Annotated in this window: 21 protein-coding genes; 11 read left to right on the top strand and 10 right to left on the bottom strand. The window is 42.5% G+C overall.

Annotated elements, in window-relative coordinates; translation table 11 throughout:
* Window positions 1-344: 344 nt before the first annotated feature.
* The 3 genes from RMY31_RS14065 to RMY31_RS14075 all read left to right on the top strand — a co-directional run bounded on the left by RMY31_RS14065 (window position 345) and on the right by RMY31_RS14075 (window position 3,881).
* Complete coding sequence (locus tag RMY31_RS14065) at window positions 345-704, top strand: hypothetical protein (RefSeq protein ID WP_322664136.1); 360 nt, start codon at window positions 345-347, stop codon at window positions 702-704.
* A gap of 200 nt (window positions 705-904) precedes the next feature.
* Window positions 905-1,087, top strand: coding sequence for an adenylyl-sulfate kinase (locus RMY31_RS14070; RefSeq protein ID WP_322664207.1), 183 nt, complete (start codon window positions 905-907; stop codon window positions 1,085-1,087).
* 163 nt (window positions 1,088-1,250) lie between these two features.
* The gene (locus tag RMY31_RS14075; RefSeq protein WP_322664138.1) at window positions 1,251-3,881 is read left to right on the top strand and encodes a CHAT domain-containing protein; all 2,631 of its coding nucleotides are present in this window, start codon (window positions 1,251-1,253) and stop codon (window positions 3,879-3,881) included.
* 92 nt (window positions 3,882-3,973) lie between these two features.
* Here RMY31_RS14075 and RMY31_RS14080 read toward each other — a convergent pair whose 3' ends face one another.
* A complete protein-coding gene (locus RMY31_RS14080; RefSeq protein ID WP_409877944.1) occupies window positions 3,974-4,258 on the bottom strand; it encodes a hypothetical protein in 285 nt (94 codons plus the stop codon).
* A 22-nt stretch (window positions 4,259-4,280) separates the two neighbouring features.
* Between RMY31_RS14080 and RMY31_RS14085 the strand changes: the two genes are divergently transcribed.
* The gene (locus RMY31_RS14085) at window positions 4,281-4,754 is read left to right on the top strand and encodes a DUF4112 domain-containing protein (protein WP_322664139.1); all 474 of its coding nucleotides are present in this window, start codon (window positions 4,281-4,283) and stop codon (window positions 4,752-4,754) included.
* Window positions 4,755-4,819: 65 nt separating this feature from the next.
* Here the strand turns inward: RMY31_RS14085 and RMY31_RS14090 are convergent, their stop codons facing one another.
* The 3 genes from RMY31_RS14090 to RMY31_RS14100 all read right to left on the bottom strand — a co-directional run bounded on the left by RMY31_RS14090 (window position 4,820) and on the right by RMY31_RS14100 (window position 9,663).
* The gene (locus RMY31_RS14090) at window positions 4,820-5,602 is read right to left on the bottom strand and encodes a DUF928 domain-containing protein (RefSeq protein WP_322664141.1); all 783 of its coding nucleotides are present in this window, start codon (window positions 5,600-5,602) and stop codon (window positions 4,820-4,822) included.
* 155 nt (window positions 5,603-5,757) lie between these two features.
* Complete coding sequence (locus tag RMY31_RS14095; protein ID WP_322664144.1) at window positions 5,758-8,178, bottom strand: CHASE2 domain-containing protein; 2,421 nt, start codon at window positions 8,176-8,178, stop codon at window positions 5,758-5,760.
* A 42-nt stretch (window positions 8,179-8,220) separates the two neighbouring features.
* Window positions 8,221-9,663 carry an AAA-like domain-containing protein gene (locus RMY31_RS14100; RefSeq protein ID WP_322664147.1) on the bottom strand — a complete coding sequence of 481 codons (1,443 nt, stop codon included), beginning with the start codon at window positions 9,661-9,663 and terminating at the stop codon, window positions 8,221-8,223.
* 359 nt (window positions 9,664-10,022) lie between these two features.
* Between RMY31_RS14100 and RMY31_RS14105 the strand changes: the two genes are divergently transcribed.
* Complete coding sequence (locus RMY31_RS14105) at window positions 10,023-11,540, top strand: calcium-binding protein (protein ID WP_322664149.1); 1,518 nt, start codon at window positions 10,023-10,025, stop codon at window positions 11,538-11,540.
* Window positions 11,541-11,922: 382 nt separating this feature from the next.
* Here the strand turns inward: RMY31_RS14105 and RMY31_RS14110 are convergent, their stop codons facing one another.
* Together RMY31_RS14110 and RMY31_RS14115 are read right to left on the bottom strand one after the other, a co-directional pair.
* Entirely contained in the window at window positions 11,923-12,540 is a 618-nt protein-coding gene (locus tag RMY31_RS14110) for a GNAT family N-acetyltransferase (protein WP_322664151.1), read from the bottom strand.
* A gap of 197 nt (window positions 12,541-12,737) precedes the next feature.
* Complete coding sequence (locus RMY31_RS14115; RefSeq protein ID WP_322664153.1) at window positions 12,738-13,115, bottom strand: hypothetical protein; 378 nt, start codon at window positions 13,113-13,115, stop codon at window positions 12,738-12,740.
* A 121-nt stretch (window positions 13,116-13,236) separates the two neighbouring features.
* Between RMY31_RS14115 and RMY31_RS14120 the strand changes: the two genes are divergently transcribed.
* Window positions 13,237-13,425: a hypothetical protein gene (locus tag RMY31_RS14120; protein ID WP_322664155.1), complete on the top strand. Its 189-nt coding sequence runs from the start codon at window positions 13,237-13,239 to the stop codon at window positions 13,423-13,425.
* 39 nt (window positions 13,426-13,464) lie between these two features.
* Window positions 13,465-14,601: a bacteriohopanetetrol glucosamine biosynthesis glycosyltransferase HpnI gene (hpnI, locus tag RMY31_RS14125; protein WP_322664157.1), complete on the top strand. Its 1,137-nt coding sequence runs from the start codon at window positions 13,465-13,467 to the stop codon at window positions 14,599-14,601.
* Window positions 14,602-14,699: 98 nt separating this feature from the next.
* Here hpnI and RMY31_RS14130 read toward each other — a convergent pair whose 3' ends face one another.
* Complete coding sequence (locus tag RMY31_RS14130) at window positions 14,700-16,358, bottom strand: cyclic peptide export ABC transporter (protein ID WP_322664159.1); 1,659 nt, start codon at window positions 16,356-16,358, stop codon at window positions 14,700-14,702.
* A 262-nt stretch (window positions 16,359-16,620) separates the two neighbouring features.
* Window positions 16,621-17,259, bottom strand: coding sequence for a histidine phosphatase family protein (locus RMY31_RS14135; protein WP_322664161.1), 639 nt, complete (start codon window positions 17,257-17,259; stop codon window positions 16,621-16,623).
* Between the two features lie 220 nt (window positions 17,260-17,479).
* On the opposite strand from RMY31_RS14135, the gene RMY31_RS14140 reads away from it, so the two are divergent.
* Complete coding sequence (locus RMY31_RS14140; RefSeq protein WP_322664209.1) at window positions 17,480-18,865, top strand: carotenoid oxygenase family protein; 1,386 nt, start codon at window positions 17,480-17,482, stop codon at window positions 18,863-18,865.
* A 142-nt stretch (window positions 18,866-19,007) separates the two neighbouring features.
* Here the strand turns inward: RMY31_RS14140 and RMY31_RS14145 are convergent, their stop codons facing one another.
* Window positions 19,008-19,970 (bottom strand): hypothetical protein, encoded by a 963-nt coding sequence (locus tag RMY31_RS14145; RefSeq protein ID WP_322664163.1) that lies wholly within the window; start codon window positions 19,968-19,970, stop codon window positions 19,008-19,010.
* A 141-nt stretch (window positions 19,971-20,111) separates the two neighbouring features.
* Here RMY31_RS14145 and RMY31_RS14150 point away from each other — a divergent pair, with 141 nt between their 5' ends.
* Both RMY31_RS14150 and RMY31_RS14155 read left to right on the top strand, forming a co-directional pair.
* Entirely contained in the window at window positions 20,112-20,750 is a 639-nt protein-coding gene (locus RMY31_RS14150; protein ID WP_322664211.1) for a Uma2 family endonuclease, read from the top strand.
* A 468-nt stretch (window positions 20,751-21,218) separates the two neighbouring features.
* Entirely contained in the window at window positions 21,219-21,452 is a 234-nt protein-coding gene (locus RMY31_RS14155; RefSeq protein ID WP_322664165.1) for a hypothetical protein, read from the top strand.
* Between the two features lie 209 nt (window positions 21,453-21,661).
* Here the strand turns inward: RMY31_RS14155 and RMY31_RS14160 are convergent, their stop codons facing one another.
* On the bottom strand, window positions 21,662-22,231 hold the full coding sequence (locus RMY31_RS14160) for a DUF3611 family protein (protein WP_322664166.1): 570 nt from the start codon (window positions 22,229-22,231) through the stop codon (window positions 21,662-21,664).
* A 344-nt stretch (window positions 22,232-22,575) separates the two neighbouring features.
* Here RMY31_RS14160 and RMY31_RS14165 point away from each other — a divergent pair, with 344 nt between their 5' ends.
* Window positions 22,576-23,049, top strand: coding sequence for a TspO/MBR family protein (locus tag RMY31_RS14165; protein WP_322664168.1), 474 nt, complete (start codon window positions 22,576-22,578; stop codon window positions 23,047-23,049).
* Window positions 23,050-23,217: the final 168 nt, after the last annotated feature.

Consider the following 23,217-nt stretch of genomic DNA (forward strand, 5'->3'; position numbering starts at 1 on the left):
AAGTAATTTGGCGTTTTACTACTGAAGACGCGCGTGTCAAACTTAAACATCTTTATCCAATTTTTGAAACCGATGAAACAGGCGATTCTAATGCAACATTTTAGCCTTGACACGCCACTACTTTTAAAGAATTTGGGGTAAAAAGTGTGTTGCGTAAGCGTTTGAGCTTAGGTTAACACCAATAGCTGTACCCCTACAATAAATGTGGTTTCAATCGGCAAAGAATGCTGGAAATCACTGAAATTTTAAGTTTTTTCAGAAAAATCAACAATTTTACGTATGACAACTTTTTATACAATTGTCCACCATAGAGTTATGAGAATTTTGGAAAATGAGTATTAATTATGGCAAGGCAAAAACGCAGTTCACGTACTCTTGACAAGGCTGAAGTCCGTTTAGCAAGCATTAAATCTATCAGTCCAAGTCTTGATGTTGGAGAAGGTTTGACGGTCAAAGATTATACTAATAAAATTGAAAGCCTACGACAATCTATAGAAGCATACAATACCACTCTCTCTACTATCGATGTCTTACTAACCCAGATCGTTGAAAATGAAAAGGATTTGGCAGATTATTCTGATAAAATTTTGCGTGGTATTGCTTATAAATTTGGTAATAATAGCCATGAGTATCAGATGGCTGGAGGTACTCGGAAAAGCGATCGCAAGCGTATTGTACGTCAAAGCGTGGTTTTGCCTAATTAAGTAGGCGCAATTAAACTGAACTATGTAAAGTTTTGTAGGGGGAAAGGTTAAAGGGTAAGGGTTTTTTGCTTTTCCCCTTTCCCTTTATCCTTGTTAATCATGGCACTACTTGCTTCAACAGAAATACTATCGAGTATTAAATTTCACATGAAACAACAAGGCGCAATTCTCTAGCTGACTGGGTTAAGTGGTGCGGGCAAATAAAACATTTCACTGGCATTTCTGACCCCTACGAAGAACCAATAAATCCAGAGATTATCTGTTTAACAGATAGATTCACGGTTGAACAATGTGTTAACCAAGTTCTTCACTATTTACAAAGCCAAGGTTTGATATCAGCTTTTAATAAAAGTAAAATTTATACCATTTCCCAAAAATACTGATACAGATCCAAACCCAGAAACCTAGACTAAATGGGACTTTCTTAATTACGAATTACGAATTACGAATTACGAATTACGAATTACGAATTGGTATTACATATAGCAATTCTTGTTTGAATGAGGTATACGGGTAGGAGCGGCAAAGCACATTGAGGGCAAGAACGTGAAAAGAAAACGATTTTTATTTTTCCGTAGAGTCCGCTATCTGTTGAAGTATTTGTCCAGAGAAGCTTACCGTTGTGGAATACTGATACTTTTAGCTATGTTCTTAGCCATAGGTGTATTGCCACCCACCTTTGCTTTTGTTGCTGCCCAAAATTCCATTGTTCAAGGTGTACCTAATGCCCAAGAGTTATTTCAACAGGGCAGAAACTTATATGAAGCAGAACGTTTTAATGAGGCATCTTTAGTCTTTCAACAGGCATCTGTTGCTTTCAAAGCTCAAGGGGATAAACTATGGCAAGCCATGAGTTTGAGTAATGTCTCCTTAGCCTATCAGCAATTAGGACAGTGGTCTAAAGCCAGTCAAGCGATCGCCCAAAGTCTGAATCTGTTACAAGATATCTCTACCGACCAAGACTCGCGATCGCAAATCCTAGCGCAAGCTTTAGATATTCAAGGTCGGCTACAGTTAGCACAAGGAAAAGCTGAATTAGCTCTAAATACTTGGCAACAAGCAGCTGCAATTTATGCAAAAATAGAAGATAAGACTGGGTTAATCCGTAGCAAAATTAACTCTGCCCAAGCCTGGCAAACTTTAGGAAATTATCGTCAAGCCCAAAAGACGTTAATTGAGATTAACCAAAACCTGCAAAACCAACCAGACTCAACTCTCAAAGCTACAGGATTGCGTAGCCTTGGCAATGTACTGCGAGTTGTTGGGGATCTAGAACAATCTCGAAAGATTTTGCAGCAGAGTTTAGAAGTAGCAACGCGAATGCGATCGCCTCAAGTTATCAATGAAACTTGGTTAAGTTTAGGTAACACCGCCACAGCCCAGCAGGATACCCCAGCCGCTCTAAATTACTATCAACAGGCTGCCGCTACGTCTACTTCGTCTACTACACGCATCCAAGCCGATTTAAATCAACTTCGCCTATTGTTGGATGATAATCAACTGACTGCTGCTCAAGCGTTAGTGTCTAAAATCCAAGCTCAAATCCCTAACTTGCCTGCCAGTCGTAAGGCGGTTTACGCTCGCATTAACTTTGCTCAAAGTCTCATGAAATTAAGAGCAAAAGGCGTAAAGCACGAGGTAAAGGAGATTGCCCAGCTTTTGGCTATAGCAGTCCAACAAGCCAGAGATTTACAAGACCAACGAGCAGAGGCTTATGCTTTGGGAAATCTCGGAGGATTATACGAACAGACGCAACAATTTGATAGCGCCCAAGACCTCACTCAACAAGCCTTAGTTGTATCCCAAGCCATCAATGTGCCAGATATTACCTATCGTTGGCAATGGCAGTTAGGACGCTTGCTGAAAGCTAAGGGAGATATCAAGGGAGCGATCGCAGCTTACAGCGAATCAGTTAAAATCCTTCAATCCCTCCGCAACGATTTAGTTGCGATTAATCCAGAGGTGCAGTTTTCTTTCCGAGATGAAGTAGAGCCAATCTATCGGCAGTTGGTAAACTTGCTTTTGCGATCGCAAGGCAACTCCCAACTCAGTCAAGACAACCTAGTTCAAGCCCGTGCTGTTATTGAATCCCTACAAATAGCTGAACTGGATAACTTCTTTCGGGTTGCTTGCTTGGAAGGAAGACCAATACAAGTTGACTCTGTGATCGATCGACAAGATCGGACTGCGGCAGTTATTTATCCAATTATCTTGGCCGACAAACTAGAAGTTATTCTCAAGTTACCTCAACAACCATTGCGTCATTACAAAACCAGTATTACTGCAAGTGAGGTAGAAAAAATTTTAGACCAATTGCGACAAGAACTGATCAAACCTTATACACTGCAACAGACTCAGGCATTATCTAAGCAGGTATATAATTGGCTGCTGCAACCTGCTGAGAAATACTTAGCCAAATCTCAAATCAAGACTTTGGTGTTTGTCTTGGATGGTTCCTTGCGAAATATTCCTATGGCTGCCCTTTATGACGGTCAACATTATCTTATCGAGAAATATGCGATCGCTTTGACTCCAGGGTTGCAATTATTAACTCCCAAATCTTTGTCACAGCAACAAATAAAAGTTTTGACTGCCGGCATTACTGAAGCACGCCAGGGCTTTTCTGCCCTAAGTAATGTGGCGCTTGAGTTGAATGAAATTAAATCTGAAGTACCCACTACAGTGCTACTTAATCAAAAATTTACCAGCAAAACTTTGCAAACAGAAATCAATTCTGTTCTTTTCCCTGTAGTACACCTGGCAACTCACGGTCAGTTTAGTTCCAAAGCAAACGAGACGTTTATTCTCACCTGGGATGGTCGGATCGATGTCAATCAGCTCGATACCTTACTTCGTATTAGAGATACGCAAAGACCTAATGCCATTGAACTACTTGTTCTTAGCGCCTGCCAAACTGCTGCTGGAGATAAGCGGGCTGCTTTGGGGCTGGCTGGCATAGCTGTGCGGGCAGGGGCACGCAGCACCCTTGCTTCTTTGTGGAATTTGGATGATGCATCTACCGCAGAACTGATGAGTCAGTTCTACCGAGAATTAATTAGCAAACAGTTGACTAAAGCCGAAGCACTCCGTCAAGCCCAACTAGCTTTGTTAAAAAACCCTAAGTACCAACATCCGATATTTTGGGCACCTTACGTCCTACTGGGTAATTGGTTATAGCTATTAAGAGTCGTTAGTCCTAATCAAGTAGCAACCACCGCCTGAGAGATGATTGACCTATTATCAATTAATCGAAAGCACGATCGCTGTTGCTAGATTAATCTTGGATTGGTTTCAAAAGACTTAAAAAATAGACGCTCTGGCGGATTCAAACTGATGAAACTTGTGGGTCTGTTTATGGTATAGTCAAAAATCAGCCAAAGAACTACCATACCAACCCTGACTTGAAAAAGGCAGAGGGCAGATGCAGAAGGCAGAAGGAAAGAAAGTTTTTTCATCTGTCCTGGTGTATGTAGTTCATGACGGCTACTTATTTGTTTAAATAAACAGATCAAAAACCAAGGATGAGCTGGAAAACTGACGGGAAGCCGTGCCATCACCTTATTATACTTGCAGTTTATGAAGATTCAATACGATCCTAATAAGGTCAAACACCTACGTCGTATCGCTCACTTACTTGATACATCTATCCCCATACCAGGAACTAATTATCGTATTGGATTAGATCCCGTTTTAGGATTACTAGGAATAGTAGGAGGTAGTGGAGATTTTATTGGTGGTTTATTCGCAGCATATATTGTTGTAGAAGCAGCAAGAATGGGCTTACCTAGTAATGTGATATTCCAAATGGTAGGTAACGTTCTAATTGATTCCTTGGTCGGCTTAGTTCCAGCAGTGGGCGATCTTCTAGATTTTACTTGGAAGGCTAATTCCAGAAACATTGCTTTATTAGACCAATATATAAATATTACTCCTCAAAACAGGAAAGCTAACCCTCTGTTCGTAATAGGAATTACGATACTTCTAGCATTCATTGTTTTGGGATTTGGCATTTTAGCAGTTATGTTAATTCGTGCAATTTTCCAGTTTTAATTTTATATAGGACTCCAATTTGATTTTTGAAAAAACGACCTATTCCTCGACAAGGTTGATGCTTTTCAATTACAACAGTCTACTATCGGTTCTGAAGTAATATTATTTAAACCAACAGATTGCAAAATGTTAGCCCAATCATTTCGTCTCGCATCTAGGCGGCGAAGTTCGGCTGAAGCATTCACTAACTCGTACCAAATACCATAAGTGGCATAAAGAGCAGCGCGCTGCTTGAGCGTTGCTTTCTCTAACTGATTTTGCAAAACAGTGTTGGGTTCAACTCTTTTTATCCAACCATCAACAAAAACAGGTGGTTGTTGTGGATTACAGTAAATATTAAAGTACCAATGATAGCGATCGCCAGTTTCTAACGAATAAGCTGTTGATGGCAAAGAGATGCTAACAACCCCTGGTGTCCCAGACAAGGAAACAGGACTTTGGTATACAATTTCTCCCGCTTCATTCTGTAGCACAAACTCTGCGGAAGCTGTGGTTACATAAGGAACGTAAAACCAGAAAGTTGGATGAGAGATAGTCGTTAATCCAAAGACTAGTTCTGCATTTGGAGACTGATAAACCGGAACTAACGCTGTCAAGTTCTTTTCTTGGGATGCAGTAAACTGTTTATTTATGGTCTTGCAACCGCGTTTTCCTCCTGCTGTGCGATTACCAGGTGCGTTAATGTCCTCTGGCGGAGGAGGTGCGTTAAAAATTCCCTTTTCAGGAACCTGAGATTTTACGAGCTGTGTTGGTACTAGTGTGAAGCAAAGCGAGATTAAAGCGATGGCTGCGCCAACGTCTGCGACGAACGTACAGACTAGTTTAAGCTCTCGAAGAGTTATCTTCATTTCAACAGTCACTCAAAGTTTTTACATCCTTCTGTTGGTAATTGTCCAATTTTACAGTTCTAAAATAAATATAATAAACGGACTAATGAAGGCTATTTAGATCATCAAAAGTATAAAAGATATTTTCGGAAATTATCCCTTTCTGTCTTTTCTGATTACGAATTACTATTACTGCCTTGATAGATGGTGTAGATTACTACACTACTACCTGTAACGGCAAGGGCTAGCACGGCAGGAATTAGCGGTATCCAAATGCCTGCCAAAAGGATAACCAAGCTCATTGCAGATATAACCACAATTACAGTAATTCCTACTAATGCTAAAAGCAAGAAATTACGAATGCGCCATGTGAATAACCCTCCAAAAACAGACCAGCAAAAGACCCACAAAGCGTCACCCCAAACAGGCCAAACCCACAACAGGGTTCGCCCATCTAAAACAGCACTGAGAATTTGACTCACCATTTGAGCATGAACAACAACTCCTGGCATTTGCTGGTTCTGGTCGGTAGCGTAAGGCGTGGAAAAATAATCACCAGCACTTTGGTTAGTAATACCAATGAGTACGAGCCGATTCTGCACCATCTTGGAATCGATCGCACCCCTAAGCACATCTTTTAACGTGACTTGCTCGACAGCCTTTAAGGGTGAGTCAAAGGAACGGTAATTCAACAATACTTGATAGCCCCAATCATCCAGTTGTTGATAGCCACTCATGTGCCTTTGCAATCGCTTAAACACAACTTTGCCAATCTGCAACTCCTTGGTTTGAGTGTACTGTGCAGAGATGCCCTCAGCTTCTAAGTAACGAAATGCCAATTGAGCGCTGAAGGCGTAGGATGTAGTACAAGGGGATGAGTCGCCTGGTTTCATCGCAATCAGATGGCGGCGGAGAATACCATCGCTGTCTTTGACAAAATCGCTAAAGCCTTGACGTTCTAGAGGAATTTCTGGAGGAGGTGAAACGCCTGGTTCATCGATCTGGGGTTCGCTGACTTTGCAAATAGCAATGAAGCGATCGCTGCGCCGCATCCAATTAGCTAGAGGTGATTCCTGGGGGTCTACAGGAAAATCGCGATAAATATCTAAACCAATGGCTCGTGGTTTGAACTTTTCGAGTTTCTGCACAAGTAGAGCAAGTGCGCGATCTGATAGCGAGCCTTTTCTTTGCTGCTGTTCTGGTAGCTGAAAATCATCTTCAGCGATCGCAACTACCAACAGGCGGCGATCTGGTTGTTCGCTAGGGCGCAGCCGCAGCAGTTGGTCGAAAGCTTTTAGCTCGGCGGGTTGTAGTAGTCCTAGATGCCGCACTCCCATTACTAAAGCTGTGACAACCACAGCTAAAATCAGCACAGTTTGCAGACGGAACTTACTGGGCAGAGATAATGATTGTAAACTTGATAATGCTTTATCAAGCCAATTTTGATTAAAAACAGCAGCATATATGTGGTTATAAACTTTTAATAAACCCTGTTGCTTAACTACCAATCCTGATAGCCGCAATTCCATTTGTTCGGAACTATTATCTGATGTTATTTGACCTGTTTGTAAAATTTTCTGATAAAGTTTCAGTAACTTTTGAATGCGCTGTTCGCTTCTCAAAATGCCATTCCCATCAGCGCACCTGCAAAAAAGGCGATCGCGAATTGTTCTCAGATGCTCCGGTTCATCTTGGGATTCCCAGTTTTCAATTATTTGAGAGCGCACCAGTTTCTCAATATACTCTGCTTCACCATTTTGGGGAATGGAAGAAGCGTTCGCCGTTCGCGTAGCGTCTCGCAGAGAAGGTGTTGGCGTAGCCATCGCTAACTGGCAAAGCTTCTGAGTGAGAAAAGGTTGACCGCCACTCCAAGCTAATATTTCTTGCAATACTATTTGAGGGTTAACAAATTTATCCACTAATCCCTCAGCTAATGGTTGAGCTTCAGACAATTGAAAGCCGTTGAGTTCAATTGCCCGACCAATGTTAAAAGGTGTCCGGTGTTTGTCTTGAATCAAATCGTAAGGAGTAGTTACCCCTAGCAGTGCAAATGTCAGGCGTTGGTAAGCTGGATTATCAGCTCGTTTGTTATGGCAAGCCCGAATCAAAGCTAAAAAATCATCCTTGAAGTTTAATTTGAGAATGCTATCTATTTCGTCTACAAAAATTACAATGTTTTGCGAGACTTCTGCCAGCAACACTGACTCGATAAACTCACTCAAGCGTTGCACTGGTGAGAGTCCAGAGCGATCGCTCCACCAAGCCAATACCTTGAATTTAGGGATGAAACTACGTGCTAACCTGCGTAGTACGCCCAAATACCACTCAGATGCAGTGATATCCTGACTTCCAATCGCCGTAATGTCGATAACACCACAGGCAATATTTTCTGCTTGCAGTTTCCGCATTGTTTGTACTCGCAGGCTGGACTTACCCATCTGCCGCGAGTTGAAGACATAACAAAATTCTCCAGCCTTGAGCGCATCATAAAAATCTTTGTCGGCTTGCCGCTGCACATAGCTGGGAGCATCAATTTGTAGACTCCCTCCGACTTGATATTTGTAAGCCGAGTTTTCTGCTTTGCTCGTCGAATGCATTCTAACTTTCAGCGATCGGCAACAGGTGATTTTAGTTAAAAACTATAATTGCACGAGGCGATTTTGAAAATATTGGCGATACAAATCGCAGCGTGGCATTATCTTATTTTCATTACAATATACCACTAGACCCATACTGTGTAATTTAAACGCTGACTCCGAGTCTAGTTCTATTGGTACTGAACTTTTCACAACCTGGCTATAAGCTGCTGCTAAATTTGGATGATGTTCGAGATTACACAAATGTCCTCGGAGATGGTCGCTGTAAATTCCCGCTTCAGTTGGGGCTGTTTGCAACAACTGCTCAAGTGTAATGTCTTGGTGTTGAACGTGATAAAGAGCCAACCGGACTAAATTGGGATGTCCTCCTATCATGTCCATCAATTTTTCAATTTGAGCATCAGTCCAATTTAGTCCCTGATGACGCTCAACCAAAGTTTGGACTTGTTCTGGATTAAACTCTTGCAATTCAACGCTCAACCCTACATTAAAGGGAGATTGATTGATATTTAACGGAATATAAACTTCTTTGGAATGTACCAAAACTAGCCGGAGTTTTTGCCAGAGTTCGCTACTGCGATCGCCATACTTGGCATACTCATACCAAGCTCGCAACAGGCTAAAAAAGTCTTCGGCAATGTCGCGATATGGAAAGATGCGATCGACTCCATCTAAACTAACTACTAATGGGCTGTCGATTTCTTCTAACAAACACTCTTCAAAGTAAGCAGTGGTTTTATCCTTACTGCCATAAATACTCCAATAATCATCTAACTGATGAAGCTGCTTCAGTTTCCTCCCAACACTTTCACAAAACCAGCGTAAAAATGTATCCAAGCTGGTGAAAACTGCTTTATCTGCTAGATGAAAACTTAAGGACACTGTTTGACAGCCATGATTTCTAGCTTCATCGAGAATCCTAGCCATGAGCGAGGTTTTGCCCATCTGTCCGGGTGCTTTGATGCGAATTAAAGAACCAGGTTGCAAAATCTCTTGATAACAGCGCTCTTCAATTGGAGGGCGATTGATATAAAAGCTAGAAGCGAGAGGGACTTGACCTACCGGAAATTCTGGTTCTGCGAGTACAGTTACTAATGCTTCCTCATTTCCTTGAGAAACTGAATTGTTGGATGTCATTTCCTCCATATTTAACTGTGAAGATGACATCAGCTTTTGGGTCTGTGAAGTTACCTCTAACTGCTCTGGTGAAGCCGCAGTGTGCGAAAGCCGCTGCCGCTCTAGTGCTGCTTGAAAATTCTTTTTACTAACCTTTTCGCCAATTGCTTGTGACAACATCTGCCATAGCTTAGGGCCAACATCATGCTGTATGTATTCAGTAGTGTAGCCATGAGTTTGGGCAATCTCGTCATACTTCTTCCCTTGCCAAGAGCTACGAAGGATTGCCACTTCAATATCTTTCAGATGTCTTTTTGTCTGGGCAACAACTGCTGAATCTAATATTTGGAATGCTGTTTCAAAGTCCATTGCTCAGGGATGAATGACAACTATTTGCATATTGAGCTACAGCCCGAATTTTCAACTTTCCAGATTTTTGACCAACGAATATTTAAATGGATGAAATCCAGGCATGGTCTAGTTTAGCAAAGATTCCTCTCCTTAAATTTTCTTACTTAACCTTACTTGACCTTTTTGTCGTTCAACTTTGTGGAATCAAACTCCTTAAATTATCCACATTTACGTTTCTGAGCGCAAAAGGCAACTTGGTAATAACAGCAATAGCAGTTATTGGGCTTTGGACAAATCTAGCTTTGTTGAAATGTCCAAACTCCAAACTAGGTAAATAATACACAAACTCATAACTCAATCAAAGGAAACTCAAAATTATGGCGATTATTAGTGGAACCATAACCCCTGCTGACGACAAAATCGTAGCTGATGGAGCAAATGATAAAATCGATGCTTTGACGGGTAACGATACAGTTAATGGTGGCGCGGGCAATGATACTCTACTAGGCAACTTTGGCAATGATTCTCTATCAGGAGGGCTTGGTAACGACTCCCTTGATGGTGGATTCAACAGAGACACCCTTGATGGTGGTGCGGGCAACGACACTCTCAACGGCGGCGACGACAATGATAGCCTTTCTGGTGGCACTGGAAACAATCTCGTGAATGGCGGCGCAGGTAACGATACTCTCATTGCTCAAAATGGAAACTTTCCTGGTGTAGGTGATGTTGGCGATACCCTAATTGGCGGTGCAGGTAATGACGAGCTGCGCGTTGAAGGAGCCTCAAATTATTTCTTGACTAACGATCGGCTGTTTGTCGGTAATTTAGTCCACCAGTTTTCTGAAGTTGAGCGTGTTAAGCTCACTGGTACTGCGGGTAATGACACGATTAATGCGTCTCAAGCTTTATTATCAGATCGAACCGATATCTCTGGCGGTGCAGGCAATGACACTATCACAGGTAGCCGTGGTCTTGACCAGATTTACGGTGGTGATGGTAATGACAGTATAGTAGGAGGAGCAGGGTTTAACTTCCTGCGTGGCAATAATGGCAATGACACCCTCATAGGTGGAAATGACGGCAATAGTTTTAACGGTGGAGCAGGGAATGACTTGCTCCAAGGTGGAACAGGAAGAGATAGTTTTGTAGATGGTGCCGTTGATGGAGCGGGTGATGATCGATACATCGGGGGAGCAGGAAGTGACGACTTCCTATTCATCAATGGCGACAATAACTTTGAACTGTTTACATTTGTTAATGACCCAAACAAAAGCCAACTTAAAGGTGGCAAATTTGGCCCCTTTGCTAATCTAGACGACTCAGCCACAGGTACAGATACCCTTGAAGGGATTGAAACCGTCCAAATCCAAGGAGGCGCTAGCAGCAATCGTATCGATGCCAGTCGCGCCACACAAAACCTTTTTCTTGAAGGTCGTGGTGGTGGAGATACGCTGCTAGCTGGTAGCGGCAACGATCAATTATCTGGTTCAGGGTTTAGCAGTGATTCTCTTGTCGGAGGCGGGGGTAATGATCGCCTTGTCGGTAATGGTGCTTTTAATAGTGGAGAGATAGATATTTTAAGAGGAGGAGTTTCGGCTGGAATTGTTCCATCTGGTGCTGATAGTTTCGTAATCAATAGCGACTATCGAGGAGCTGGCCATGCTGTGATTATAGATTTCTCTGTACAAGATGCAGACAAGATCAATCTTCGCGGTTCTGCAAGCGATTACACATTCGTGAAGCAAAACTTTAATACTTCTACAGGTGTAAATGACTCATCAATTTTAGATACAGTCATCTACTTCGGATCTGCTGCTTCCGGCGATGTTGTTGCTGTGGCTGAAGATATCAGTTTGAGCGCGATAACTCCTGGTATTGTATTTTCTATCTGAACGATGGTTTCAGAAGGCAGGAGGCAGAGGAGCCACTGCGTTGGGCGGCTCTGCCGACTTGAAGCAGGTGGCGTGGTTCCCCCATGAGCGATTGCCGTTAGGGCAGCGAAGCGCGAGTCCTCTCCCAAGGGGAGACGCTACGCGAACGAGCGTCAAGGGTTTCCCGACTTGAGGCAACTGCCGTGGCAGAAGGGAAACCACCCTTAAAACAGTGGGATTGTAACAATGACGTTTTATACCTCGCTCTCTGCAATCCCAGTATAATTATACATTAAAACTGGTTTTATACCCAGAACTAAAGTTTTAATTGATACTTTTAATCTTCTGCCTTCTGCCCTCGACCCTCTGCCTTTCTTTGTAAGGGTTTTGCTCGCCTACACCCTTACGGTATTGATAATGCCAGAACGCGAGAGCCGATAGTTGTTCCAAAAAGACGCATTGTTTTAGTGGTTACAACTTGAAAGCCCAAAGATTCGTAGAGCTTGTAGGCTCTGGAATTCTCAATATCTACGCTGATAAAAACAGTGCTTGCCCCTGCGGCTATTGCATCAGCGATACACTGCAACAGCAACTGTGTACCGATACCTCTTCCGCGATATTCAGCATGAACCGCAAGATTTGAGATGTAAAAACTTCCAGTCGGGTAGTCATGTTGCAGAATACGGCTGAGAATCAAACGTTGTGCTAGTTGTAGTCGTAGTTTTTCCCACCAACTTAGTACAGTGCGATCGTCAGCATTATCGTGAATATCTTCTGCCTTAAGAATTGTTGCCATTCCCAATACTCGATCGCCTGCTTGTGCAACACGAATATTTTTATAACTGAAACGATTGTGCGATCGCTGGACGAAATCAGTGAGTAACGGAATAGCTTTTGAACCAAAAATTAACGCAAACAGTTCTGGTGCTGACTCATGAATTAACCACGCTACGTCCTGTGGGTTGTGGCGCAGTAGCGACATTGTTGTACACCAAACTTCTAAAGGTTGTTTAGTCATCATTTAAGTAGATTCGACCAAGAACTGGTGGCATATTTCTAATTTGGTGCAAAAGACGTTCCTAGAGACTACGGCAGCCCTAGCACTGTAGTTTATCAAATGATGTATAGGACTCTTATTTGATTTTGAAATATACGTAGAGTAGCTTATACCTTTGGCTAACGCACCATCCGATAGTTTTGGTGCGTTACGCTACTGCCTTATTGGTTTAACAGTCCAATAGCCTGTTCTAGATGCATCTTAGCTTTGTGCAAGGCTAAGAGCTTTTCTTGCTCGTATCGGTCAGGATAATTCATTCTCCTGCCTTCCAGTGTTATCTTGATTAGTGCTGCTTGTTCATCAGTTGGTGAATTCATCTCGTCGATCGCAGTACTGATTACCTGAATAGCAGCAAAGTCTGGATTTCTGAAGCCCTTGCCTTGCTTGAACTGGGAAACAGCTATCTGAGGAAACGCCATCAAGCTGACTATGTAGCTAGTTTTGTATTCTGAGTTACCAGTTGCTTTAATGCCATATCTGCGACACAAGTCGCGTAATTCTGAAATGGTTTTGATTTCAAGTTCCGATCGTGTAAACATGGAATTGTTCATTTGTAAAAGTGAACGTTGGTGGGTAACAACTTTTCTAGGGGTGTACCCACCAAACACAGCTTAATCTTTTGGTGCCAAAAGATTCAATTTATGTTAATACTTCTTGACAATGCCTAATCCTAAGGGAACTCCTGAGAATTTACGCCCAATCAAATCAAATAGAGAAGAACCTTTGACAGATAGGATTAATCTACGTATCACCAAGGCTATGAAGGAGAAGCTGTCAACTAAGGACGATCCTCCAGAATTTTGCCGTCGCGCCATCCAGAAAGCACTAGATGAAGATAGCAATGAGTAGTCTAGAGATTTGTCTGTAATATTTACTTCATCCTTTCAGATGACAATAATTAATCTCTTGCTGTTAATTCTGTGTGTTTCGGCTGTATTGTTTTACTGCTATGGGATTTACGCAGCGATCGCTTTTATTAATCACTCCCATACTGCTGATGCCAATTTTCATCCAGCTGTTACCATCCTCAAGCCGATTTGTGGACTAGATCGCGATACTTACGCAAACCTCACCTCATTTTGCCAACAAGATTATCCAGAATATCAAATTATTTTCGCTGTGCGCGATCGCCAAGACCCTAGCATAGAAATCGTTGAGAAAATTAGCCAAAATTTCCCACATTTGGATATTAACTTGGTTGTGAGCGATCGCATCATCGGGGCAAACTTGAAGGTGAGTAATCTGGCCAATGCTGTCACCATCGCTAAACATGAAATCTTACTCATAGCTGATAGTGATATCTTAGTTGGCAGAGATTATTTGCAACGAGTCATTCAACCTCTAAAGGATGAGAGTGTTGGTGTTGTCACCTGTCCTTATCGTTCCTCTGTACAAGGATGGGTAGCCACTTTAGAAGCAATTAAAAATGCTACCGATTTCCATGCAGGTGTTTTAGTCAGTAATCAAATAGAAGGTATAAAATTTGCCTTTGGTTCCACCATCGTCATCCGCAAACAAGTACTAGAAGCAATTGGCGGATTTGCAGCAGTAGCCAATCATCTCGCCGACGACTTTCAACTTGGCTACTTACCAGCACAAAAAGGTTACAAAGTTGTGCTATCTGACTACGTAGTTGAACATGTCCTGACTACTAGCACCTTAACTGATGCGATGCAACGCCAAATCCGTTGGGCGCGTTGCATCCGCGTTTCCCGTCCTTGGGGTTATCTGGCACTAATTTTTACATACGGTACAGTTAGTAGCTTGCTGCTGTTGATTACCGCAGAAAATTCAATATTAGGTTGGAGTGTCCTAGCGATCGCTTGGTTGATGCGGTTGATAATGGGCTGGGTAGTTGGGGTAAAAATTCTTCATGACCAAGTTGCCAAAAGATTTTTGTGGATTATCCCTTTTAGCGATTTAATCTACTTTGCCATCTGGGGCTATGGTTTTGTAGGCGGGACAGTTGAGTGGCGGGGACAGCGGCTAAAGTTGACCAAAGAGGGTAAATTGGTACTCGACTAACAGTCATTAGCCAGGAGGCAGTCCCGATGAACTTCGTACACCACCAAGCATGAAAGTGGTATTTTCCCCTACACCCACTTTCAATTAGGGAACAATTATTATCTAGAACCTTCTGCCATCTGCCCTCTGCCCTCTGCCTTTCTTCGGTCATACTCCACTTTGCCGTAGTTCAGTTTAATTATTCGGTCTGCTAGATGAAAATAGCGATCGTCATGGCTAATGGTCACTACTGTTTTACCCTGCTGCCGCAGTTCTGGTAGCAGCTGAGTGTAGAATATTTCTTTAAACACTGGGTCTTGGTCAGCTGCCCACTCGTCAAATAAATAAATTGGTCGGTCTTCTAAATATGCTGTGAGTAAAGCCAGTCGTTTCCGCTGTCCTTGTGAAAGAGCAGTGGTAGAAAGTCTGCCATTTTCAACTTTCACCTTATGGTCTAATTGCAGCTGCTTGAGATATTTTGTAGCTCGAATATCCAAATCCGCATTTTCTAAGCCCAAAAATTCCTCAAATAAATAAAAGTCGGAGAACACCACAGAAAAATGCTGGCGATACCATTCTCGATTCTGTTCGGTAATTAGCTCCCCATCCAACAAAATTTCGCCGTTTTCAGGGATGTAGAGTCCAGTAATTAGTTTAGCTAATGTCGATTTACCGCTGCCGTTTCCGCCAACGATGAATACTATTTCTTGGGGATAAAGTGTGAGGTCAATAGGGCCGAAGAAAAAGCTACTATCTTCTCCACCTCTATAATAAATATGAGTAATATCCTTCAGTTTTAAACTGTGCCAAAAAGAATTCAAAGCAGGTGGAACAGTTGATATTTCAGAGCGACTAGCTAAAGATAAACCTAGAGAATCTATCTTTTGCAAGGCAATGCTAGCTTTGCTGAACAAGGGAAGTTTACTAATAATGTTGTCCATGGGCAACAACAAGTAAGTGAAAGTCAAGATATAGCCGGAGAGGGTTTGAGAATTGATTTGTAGTAGATTAGGTAGTGCGAACAGTACAAAACCGAGTGCAAAAAAGAATACAAGTTGACCCCAGCTAGAAGTTGCAGCGAAAAGGCTCAGACCAGCAACGTTGTGACGACGGAACTCAGTAGCAGTTGATTGCAGTTTATGCTCTAGAAATACTTGCCGCCGCCCGTAGTGCAACTTGAGTTCTTTGACTCCTTCGGTAATAGTGCTTAAATGTTTAAATAGTTGGTCTTCATCTTCGCGAGCTAGAGCCAGCAATTTTTCTCCTCTATTTAACAGCCACATGCAACTCGCGATCGCTACCACTGTCAGACCGATTACCATCAGCAGTACCAACCAAGATAGCCAAGTAATGTAGGCTACGCAACCCAGAACAATTGCCAGATTAATAAACAAGAAAGGCATTTGATAAACAGCATTGGCAACAGCTTGAATATCTTCTGTTAGGGTTGCTAATAGTCTAGGGTTTCCTAAGCCTTCAAGATGACTTAACTCTGCATAAAGAATCTGCTGACTCAAACGCATCCGTAATTGCAAAACCGCATTTTGAGACAGGCGAATCAGCATCACTTGTGAGACGATACTGGTAATCAATGCAATTATGGCTAGCCCAACAAAACACCAAACTATCAAGGTCAGACGTTCAGAGGTATTACGAGTTGCAGCATTGCTGATTAAGGCAATTAGTCCAGCGCTACTGCCGCCACTGAGAAATCCGGTGACGATCGCGATCGCCACCATCCCCCAAGAAGAACGCAAAAGAAAATAAATTAAATTCATTACACACACCCAGACCCAGTTGGACACAACAAAAAATGAAAATCTCTTTTTCTATGTCCCATGCCCGATTTCCACAACAGTTGTTTGCCAACCAATTAAGTTCGCACTTCTAGGGAGACTTTATAGTCTACCAGTTAATCGTTCGTTCAGCCAGCTAGGAACTTCAAACTCCCTAATCCTAGTTCTTTGTGCCTCCTGTCTTGAGAGTGCTGAGTGCTGCCTCTTTGCCCCTCCGCCCCCCTGCTCTCTTACCTGCCTCCCCTCACGTCCCTGGTAAATTTCGCAAACGCTCATCCAAATGAGTACGGTCTGCCAAAGCTTTTAATAGCGGCCCATGTGAGGTAAACTCTACAATGCTGACCGACCCAACAGGACATCCCAAACGAAAACGGAAGCGTCCCACATCAATCCCCAGCAAACTACACAAAATAATTCTGATAGTTGCCTTGTGAGAAACGACTAACACATTACCATTACTGTAAAGATACTTAATTTCTTCAATTACCTGCATGGCACGAGAAGCAATTGTAATTGCCATTTCTCCACCAGTTGGCGCATACCAAGCGGGATCGGCTGACCAGCGAAGATAATCATCGTGATATTCTTGGTTGATTTCTTCGGGGGTTGTTCCTTCCCACTTGCCATAGTTAATTTCCTTTAAACCATCCCGCAGTTCTGGTTCCATCCTTATTGCTGTACATAGAGGTTTTGCTGTCTCCACAGTTCGCCGCATGGGACTGCAAAAAATAGCAGTCCAGGGGAAAGAACTGTATGCAGATGCAAAAGCCTTTGCCATTTCTAAGCCTTCTGGGGTAAGTTCTGAATCTACCGAGCCGCAAAAAGCATTCTTAAGACTGCATTCTGTCTGTCCGTGACGGAGTAAGTAAAGATTTAAACTCAAGGTTTTTTCTCACTGACTTTCAAATGGACTAGTACAACAAGGCAAAAGTAAAAAGAAAAAACACTTATGTCGTCAGCTTTTTACCTATTTCAGATGGTAGCTTTATTTTCGCCCCCGATGTACTAGAGATAAAAATGTATTGCGAAGCACAGTCAAGGCGATCGCTAATATATATAAAGTGCCACTATTTTCAGATTTACTCGCTTGCAAACCCAACATTATGACAGCAGTCAATCCTTATCTTGATGGCAACTTTGCGCCTGTACGTGAAGAAATCACCGCTGACACTCTATTAGTAATAGGTAAACTACCCCTTGAACTATCAGGAATATTTGTGCGAACTGGCTCCAATCCTCAGTGGCCACCTATAGGTCAGTATCACTGGTTTGATGGGGATGGGATGTTACACGGGGTGAGAATTAGCAACGGCAAAGCAACTTATCGCAATCGCTACGTGCAAACAGCAGGATGGAAAATTGAGCGAGCAGCAGGTAAGGCAATCTGGACTGGACTTTTGGAACCGCCACAGATGGACAATCCCTACGGCCTTTACAAAAATACTGCTAACACAGCTTTAGTGTGGCACGCAGGTCAACTTTTAGCGCTATGGGAAGCGGGTGCGCCTTACGCCATCCAGGTTCCAGGGTTAGAGACAATTGGCGAGTACACCTACAATGCTAAACTGACCTCTGCATTCACTGCCCATCCCAAGGTAGACCCAGTTACGGGAGAGTTATTATTTTTTGGCTACTCTCCATTTACACCACCATACTTGCAATACAGTGTAGTTTCAGCCCAAGGTGAGTTGTTGCGGACAGTGCCAATTGACTTACCAATAGGGGTAATGATGCATGATTTTGCCATTAGCGAAAACTACACGATTTTTATGGATCTGCCGCTGACTTTTTGCTCAGAACGAGTGCAGCGGGGAGAACCTATGCTAATGTTTGAGAAAAATCGCCCCAGCCGTTTCGGCATTCTTCCTCGTCATGGCGACAACAGCAATATCCGCTGGTTTGAGAGTCCAGCCTGCTTTGTACCTCATACCCTCAACGCCTACGAAGAAGGGGACAAGGTAGTACTAAGTGGCTGTCGGATGAAAGATTCAGGACTTCTAGAACCAATCCAGAGTGACGAAGAAAGCGACAGACCACTGTATCAATGGCGATTTAATCTCGTCAGTGGCACTGTTCAAGAACAGATGCTAGACGATGTACCCATAGAATTTCCTCGCGTCAACGAACAGCTATTGGGACGAAAGACGCGCTATGGTTACACAACAAGAGTAGCTAATAATCCAGTACTTCTGTTCGATGCCCTGATCAAATACGATTTTCTGATTAACAAGTCTGAGACTCTCGAATTCGGACAGGAGCGTTATGGTGGCGATATTGTATTTGTACCGCGTCCTGGTGCGACGGTTGAAGATGATGGCTGGATTTTGACTTTAGTCCACGATGAGAATTCAGCAACTTCTGAGTTGTTAGTAGTGAATGCCCAAGATGTGACTAGTGAACCTGTGGCGCGGGTGCTAATTCCCCAGCGAGTACCTTATGGATTCCACGCTGCTTGGATTTCTGAGGAACAGTTGAGCAGTTCTGTTTAGGATGCATTAGGACATATGTCCTAATGCATCCTAAAACGGTAGTAACCAAGCCCTTTGGGTAAGGCAGAGAAGCCACTGCCGTTAGCGCAGCGTTAGCGACGTTAGGAGCGTCACCCGTAATGCTAAAGCAGAACCCGCAGGGTTAGGAAGTAATTAACATTGGGTCATAAATTTGGCACTCTTGAATTCCATACCTGCCCAGAATAGAGCTAGCGCGATTAAGCTCATTGTCTATGCCACTAACAATAACTATAACTATGTAATTGCCTTGAGCAATTTGCTCATTGTAAAAGCGTGCCCATTCATCTGGTACTCCTAATCTTATAGCGTCAAAGCGATCGCTTACACTAATGTCTGCTGACCCTTTGAATTGAGAAAAGTCTTTGCAAATCAGGGAAATTTGGCTTAATGGGAAACCTGCCGTATATATGTCGTTAATTGCCGCTTCAGTATTATCAATGTTATTAAAGTAATTAATGGCATATTTGGTGAGAATCTCACTATTATTAGGAATGGCAGTAGTAGGCGTGGGGACATAATCTGTAGTTTTGAGCTTCTCGTTGAAGCGATCGTAAATGCCAAATTCTTCAATACCCCAACGTTGTAGAATTGCTTCTACTTTGGCAATTTCTTGTGATGTACCATCTACAATTATTAAATAGTGTCCATGCCCTACTCGCTCGTTATATGCTCTAGCTTGCTCTTCTGAAATTCCCCAACCAACTAATGCACCAGCAAAAGTCCCAGTAGCAGCACCAATACTTGCTCCGACAAAGGTTGTAGCTAAAGCAGTCGCCATCGCGCCAGCCAGCATTATTGGGCCAACCCCAGGGATTGCTAAAGTACCAAGACCTACTAATAAACCAGTCAAGCCGCCTAAAGCACCCCCCGAAAGTCCCCCCACTGTCGCAACTTCGTCAGATTTATCACCAATACGCTCCCTAATTTCATCATCACCAATCTCGCGATCGCGGTCTGTATACTGTACAAGTACAGATACTTTCTCCATTGGCAAGCCAGAATCTCTCAACTCACGTAGTGCTTGTTCTGCATCTCGATGACTAGTAAACACACCTACACAACGCTGATATCCACCTAAAACCATTATTACTCCTTAGTAGTTGGGGAAAAATTGATTCCCTACTAATTTAGTTTTTCAGTACCTGTAATATTAAATACGAGTTTGTTTAACTCAAAACCATCCTAAGTAATAAAATACATTTAGTAAGCAACTGGAGTGGAAATGATGTTGTTGGAATTAAAGCGCATCTATGTACCACCAGGACAAAGAGTGCTGCTGCGAGATGTAACATGGCAAGAATTGGAAAGCATTTTAGAAGAATTGGGAGAACACCGTACAGCACGAATCGCTTATGATAAGGGAATATTGGAGATTATGGCACCACTGCCAGAACATGAAGACAATAAAGAAATTATTAGTGATTTAGTTAAAGTACTTTTAGAAGAGTTAGACATTGAGTTTAGATGCCTTGGTTCTACCACTTTCCAAAATAAAGCAATGGCTCAAGGTATAGAACCCGATCAATGTTTTTATATCAAAAATGAATTGCAAATTCGTGGTAAAAAACGACTAGATTTAACAGTAGATCCACCTCCAGACTTAGCTCTAGAAATTGATATCACTTCTCGCACTCATCCTAATATTTATGAAGGACTAAAAGTGCCAGAAGTTTGGCGTTTTGAAAACGGTAAGCTACAAATTAACATTTTACAAAATGGGCATTATGTAGAGTCTCCAGAAAGCTTAAATTTTCCTGGATTATCACTGATTGAAGTTATTCCCCAATATCTTGAGCAAAGTAAAATAGCAGGCAGAAATTCAACACTCAAGGCTTTTCGTATTTGGGTGCAACAGCAGAGATAACAGAAAATCTAGAGTAGAATGCAAGCATAATTCTGTTTAGATTAAAAAGCGATCGCCCTCTTGAATAATGATGATATCCAATGGGTTGTAGCACAGAAAAGCCCAACTATAGCAATCATGATTAACTAATAGCTATTTGTTTGCCTCCATACCAATGCCATACCCTAGATTGAGGTACTTTTCAGATTTATAGAGTTGAAGTGCTAAAGTATTTCGCTAAGTAGATCGGCATAAATAAATATAATATGTTCTGTCATTGCGAGGAACGAAGCAATCGCAAAGACTGGGATTGCTTCGTTCCTCCTTTCTACGAGACGCTACACGAACGCAATGACATCTTACATTTAATTATGTCTACTTACTTACCGTGTGGTCAGCAATTATCGCCGTTCTGGATAAAGCTGCTCACTTTTATCCATTTACTAAGTTAATGCGATCGCCCCCAGACTCTTGCGAAAATAATATCAGGTGACTTTTCTCCTAATTCCTAGCAAGCCATCATGTATCAAACCGACTCGCCGCGTCCTCCTAAAGAATTCCTGCCAACAATGTATGCCTTACTATGTGGTATTTGACGGCTACACCGATTATTTGCGAGCATTTCAGTTACAGGGTAGCAGTTACACAGAGTTAGAATTACTGCAATCACGTATCTGGATAAATGATATTCAGCTAGGCTTAGGACTATTGCAAGGTGTTTAGCAAGGAAGCGATTGCCAGTAGTTGCGGTGGTATGATACTCTGGGTAGCTGGATACAGACTCCCGAAAAGCGGGAAAGAAAACAAGTAGAAAGGCAAAAGCGAAGGGCTGAACGTTTAGTAAAGCAACTTCCTGCCCTCGGAATCGAACTAGATTTCGGTAATGAGGAAGAGTAATTGCATTGAATGCGTGAGAACTGATAACTTCTCTGCTAGTGTTGATGCACTCGCTCCAACAACCATAACGAAGCGACAGTACCCACAAAGTGAGCAGCAATGCCAGTGATGTCTGCCACAGCCACAAAAACATCCATCGGTCGAATAACTCTGTAGGGGTCGGTGATTGCCACTCCTGGAGGTTGGGATATAGATTTTGCCACTAACACTAACATGGTTGATCCAGCACCCAACAGAGTTAATAATATTCCCACCAAACCCACAATTATCCCTAGTCGGAGGATTATAGTTGTATCTGCTTTACTAGGATGCAAAGCTGGATTGGGATTTTCTAAAGCTTTACCTATGCGAGTGTAACGAAAATCCCAGTAGAGACTGAATAACAAGACTAAAATTCCGCATACAGCCCAAAATATGCCAATCCCAAGACCGGTATTTTGTTGCTGAACCAAGCCACGACCAGTCAAGGCAAACAACAAAGCTAAGACAGAAACCACTCCAATGGCCAGTTGTACCCAAAAAGCAATCCAACCTGTAAAGCGAATAGTATTACCAATTCCTTGAGTTGCTGGTGCTATCGATCGCACTTCTGATTCCGTTTGCATATTCATTCTCGTTAAGTCTAGTCGGCATTAGCCCATATTCAAGACTAATTCCACAGCTTGCCTTATACCCCCATCCGCAGACACAATCACTTCACAATCTTGCGGCATAAAATTTTAGCCGAAGTCGGGAGATGAAAGATTCATAGGGACGGAGGGGCAGCACTCCTAACTCCTGACTTTCAAAATCCTGCCAAATGATGTTCAGTTATCAAACTCGGGGATGATGAGTAATTAGCAGTTAAGTTACAAAATCGCACTATAAACAGTGATATTTAACCGATAGACAAGCTATGTCTGACGACAAGCCTCTTCGAGCCTAAGCAAAGGATAAAAGGATAAGGGCTATGATTAAATCTTGGATGGTGATTGGGGGCGTAGCTTTTTTAGTTGCTTTGGGTGCTAACTTAATTACACCAAGCGATCGCAAGTGGTTCAAACGCTTACAAAGACCCAATTGGCTAACTTTTGAGGCAGCAATTCCAGTTATCTGGACTGTAATATTCATTTGCGGTGCTTGGTCAGCTTATATTGTTTGGGAAAGTAATCCAGGAACCAACACAACTTGGATACTGATGGGTTTATATCTGCTTTTAGAAATTGCGACAATTGCCTACACGCCTGTAATGTTTCGGCTTCGCAGTCTCAAAGCAGGCACAATTCTCGGTGCGATAGGTTTTATTATAGGTGTTTTATTAATACTTATAGTTTTGACTATTTCTGGTTGGGCAGCACTGTTACTAGTTCCTTATTTGCTTTGGAGTCCTATTGGTACTTACACCACTTGGCAAATGACTCGCCTGAATCCTCAAGATGCTTAATACACAAGGCGGAGGGGCAGAGGGGTACTGACAGGTGTAGGTTTTTTACGTTTTGTTCCTAAAACCCTGGTTTTAGGGTGTAAGGGTGTAGGGGTAGAAGAAATGATGATTAGAGCGTTAGTTTTATAGTCATTACTCATTGCTTGATTAAAAACCTACACTTGTGAG

The sequence above is a fragment of the Dendronalium sp. ChiSLP03b genome, from assembly GCF_034531165.2.
Classification (GTDB): Bacteria; Cyanobacteriota; Cyanobacteriia; order Cyanobacteriales; family Nostocaceae; genus Dendronalium; species Dendronalium minutum.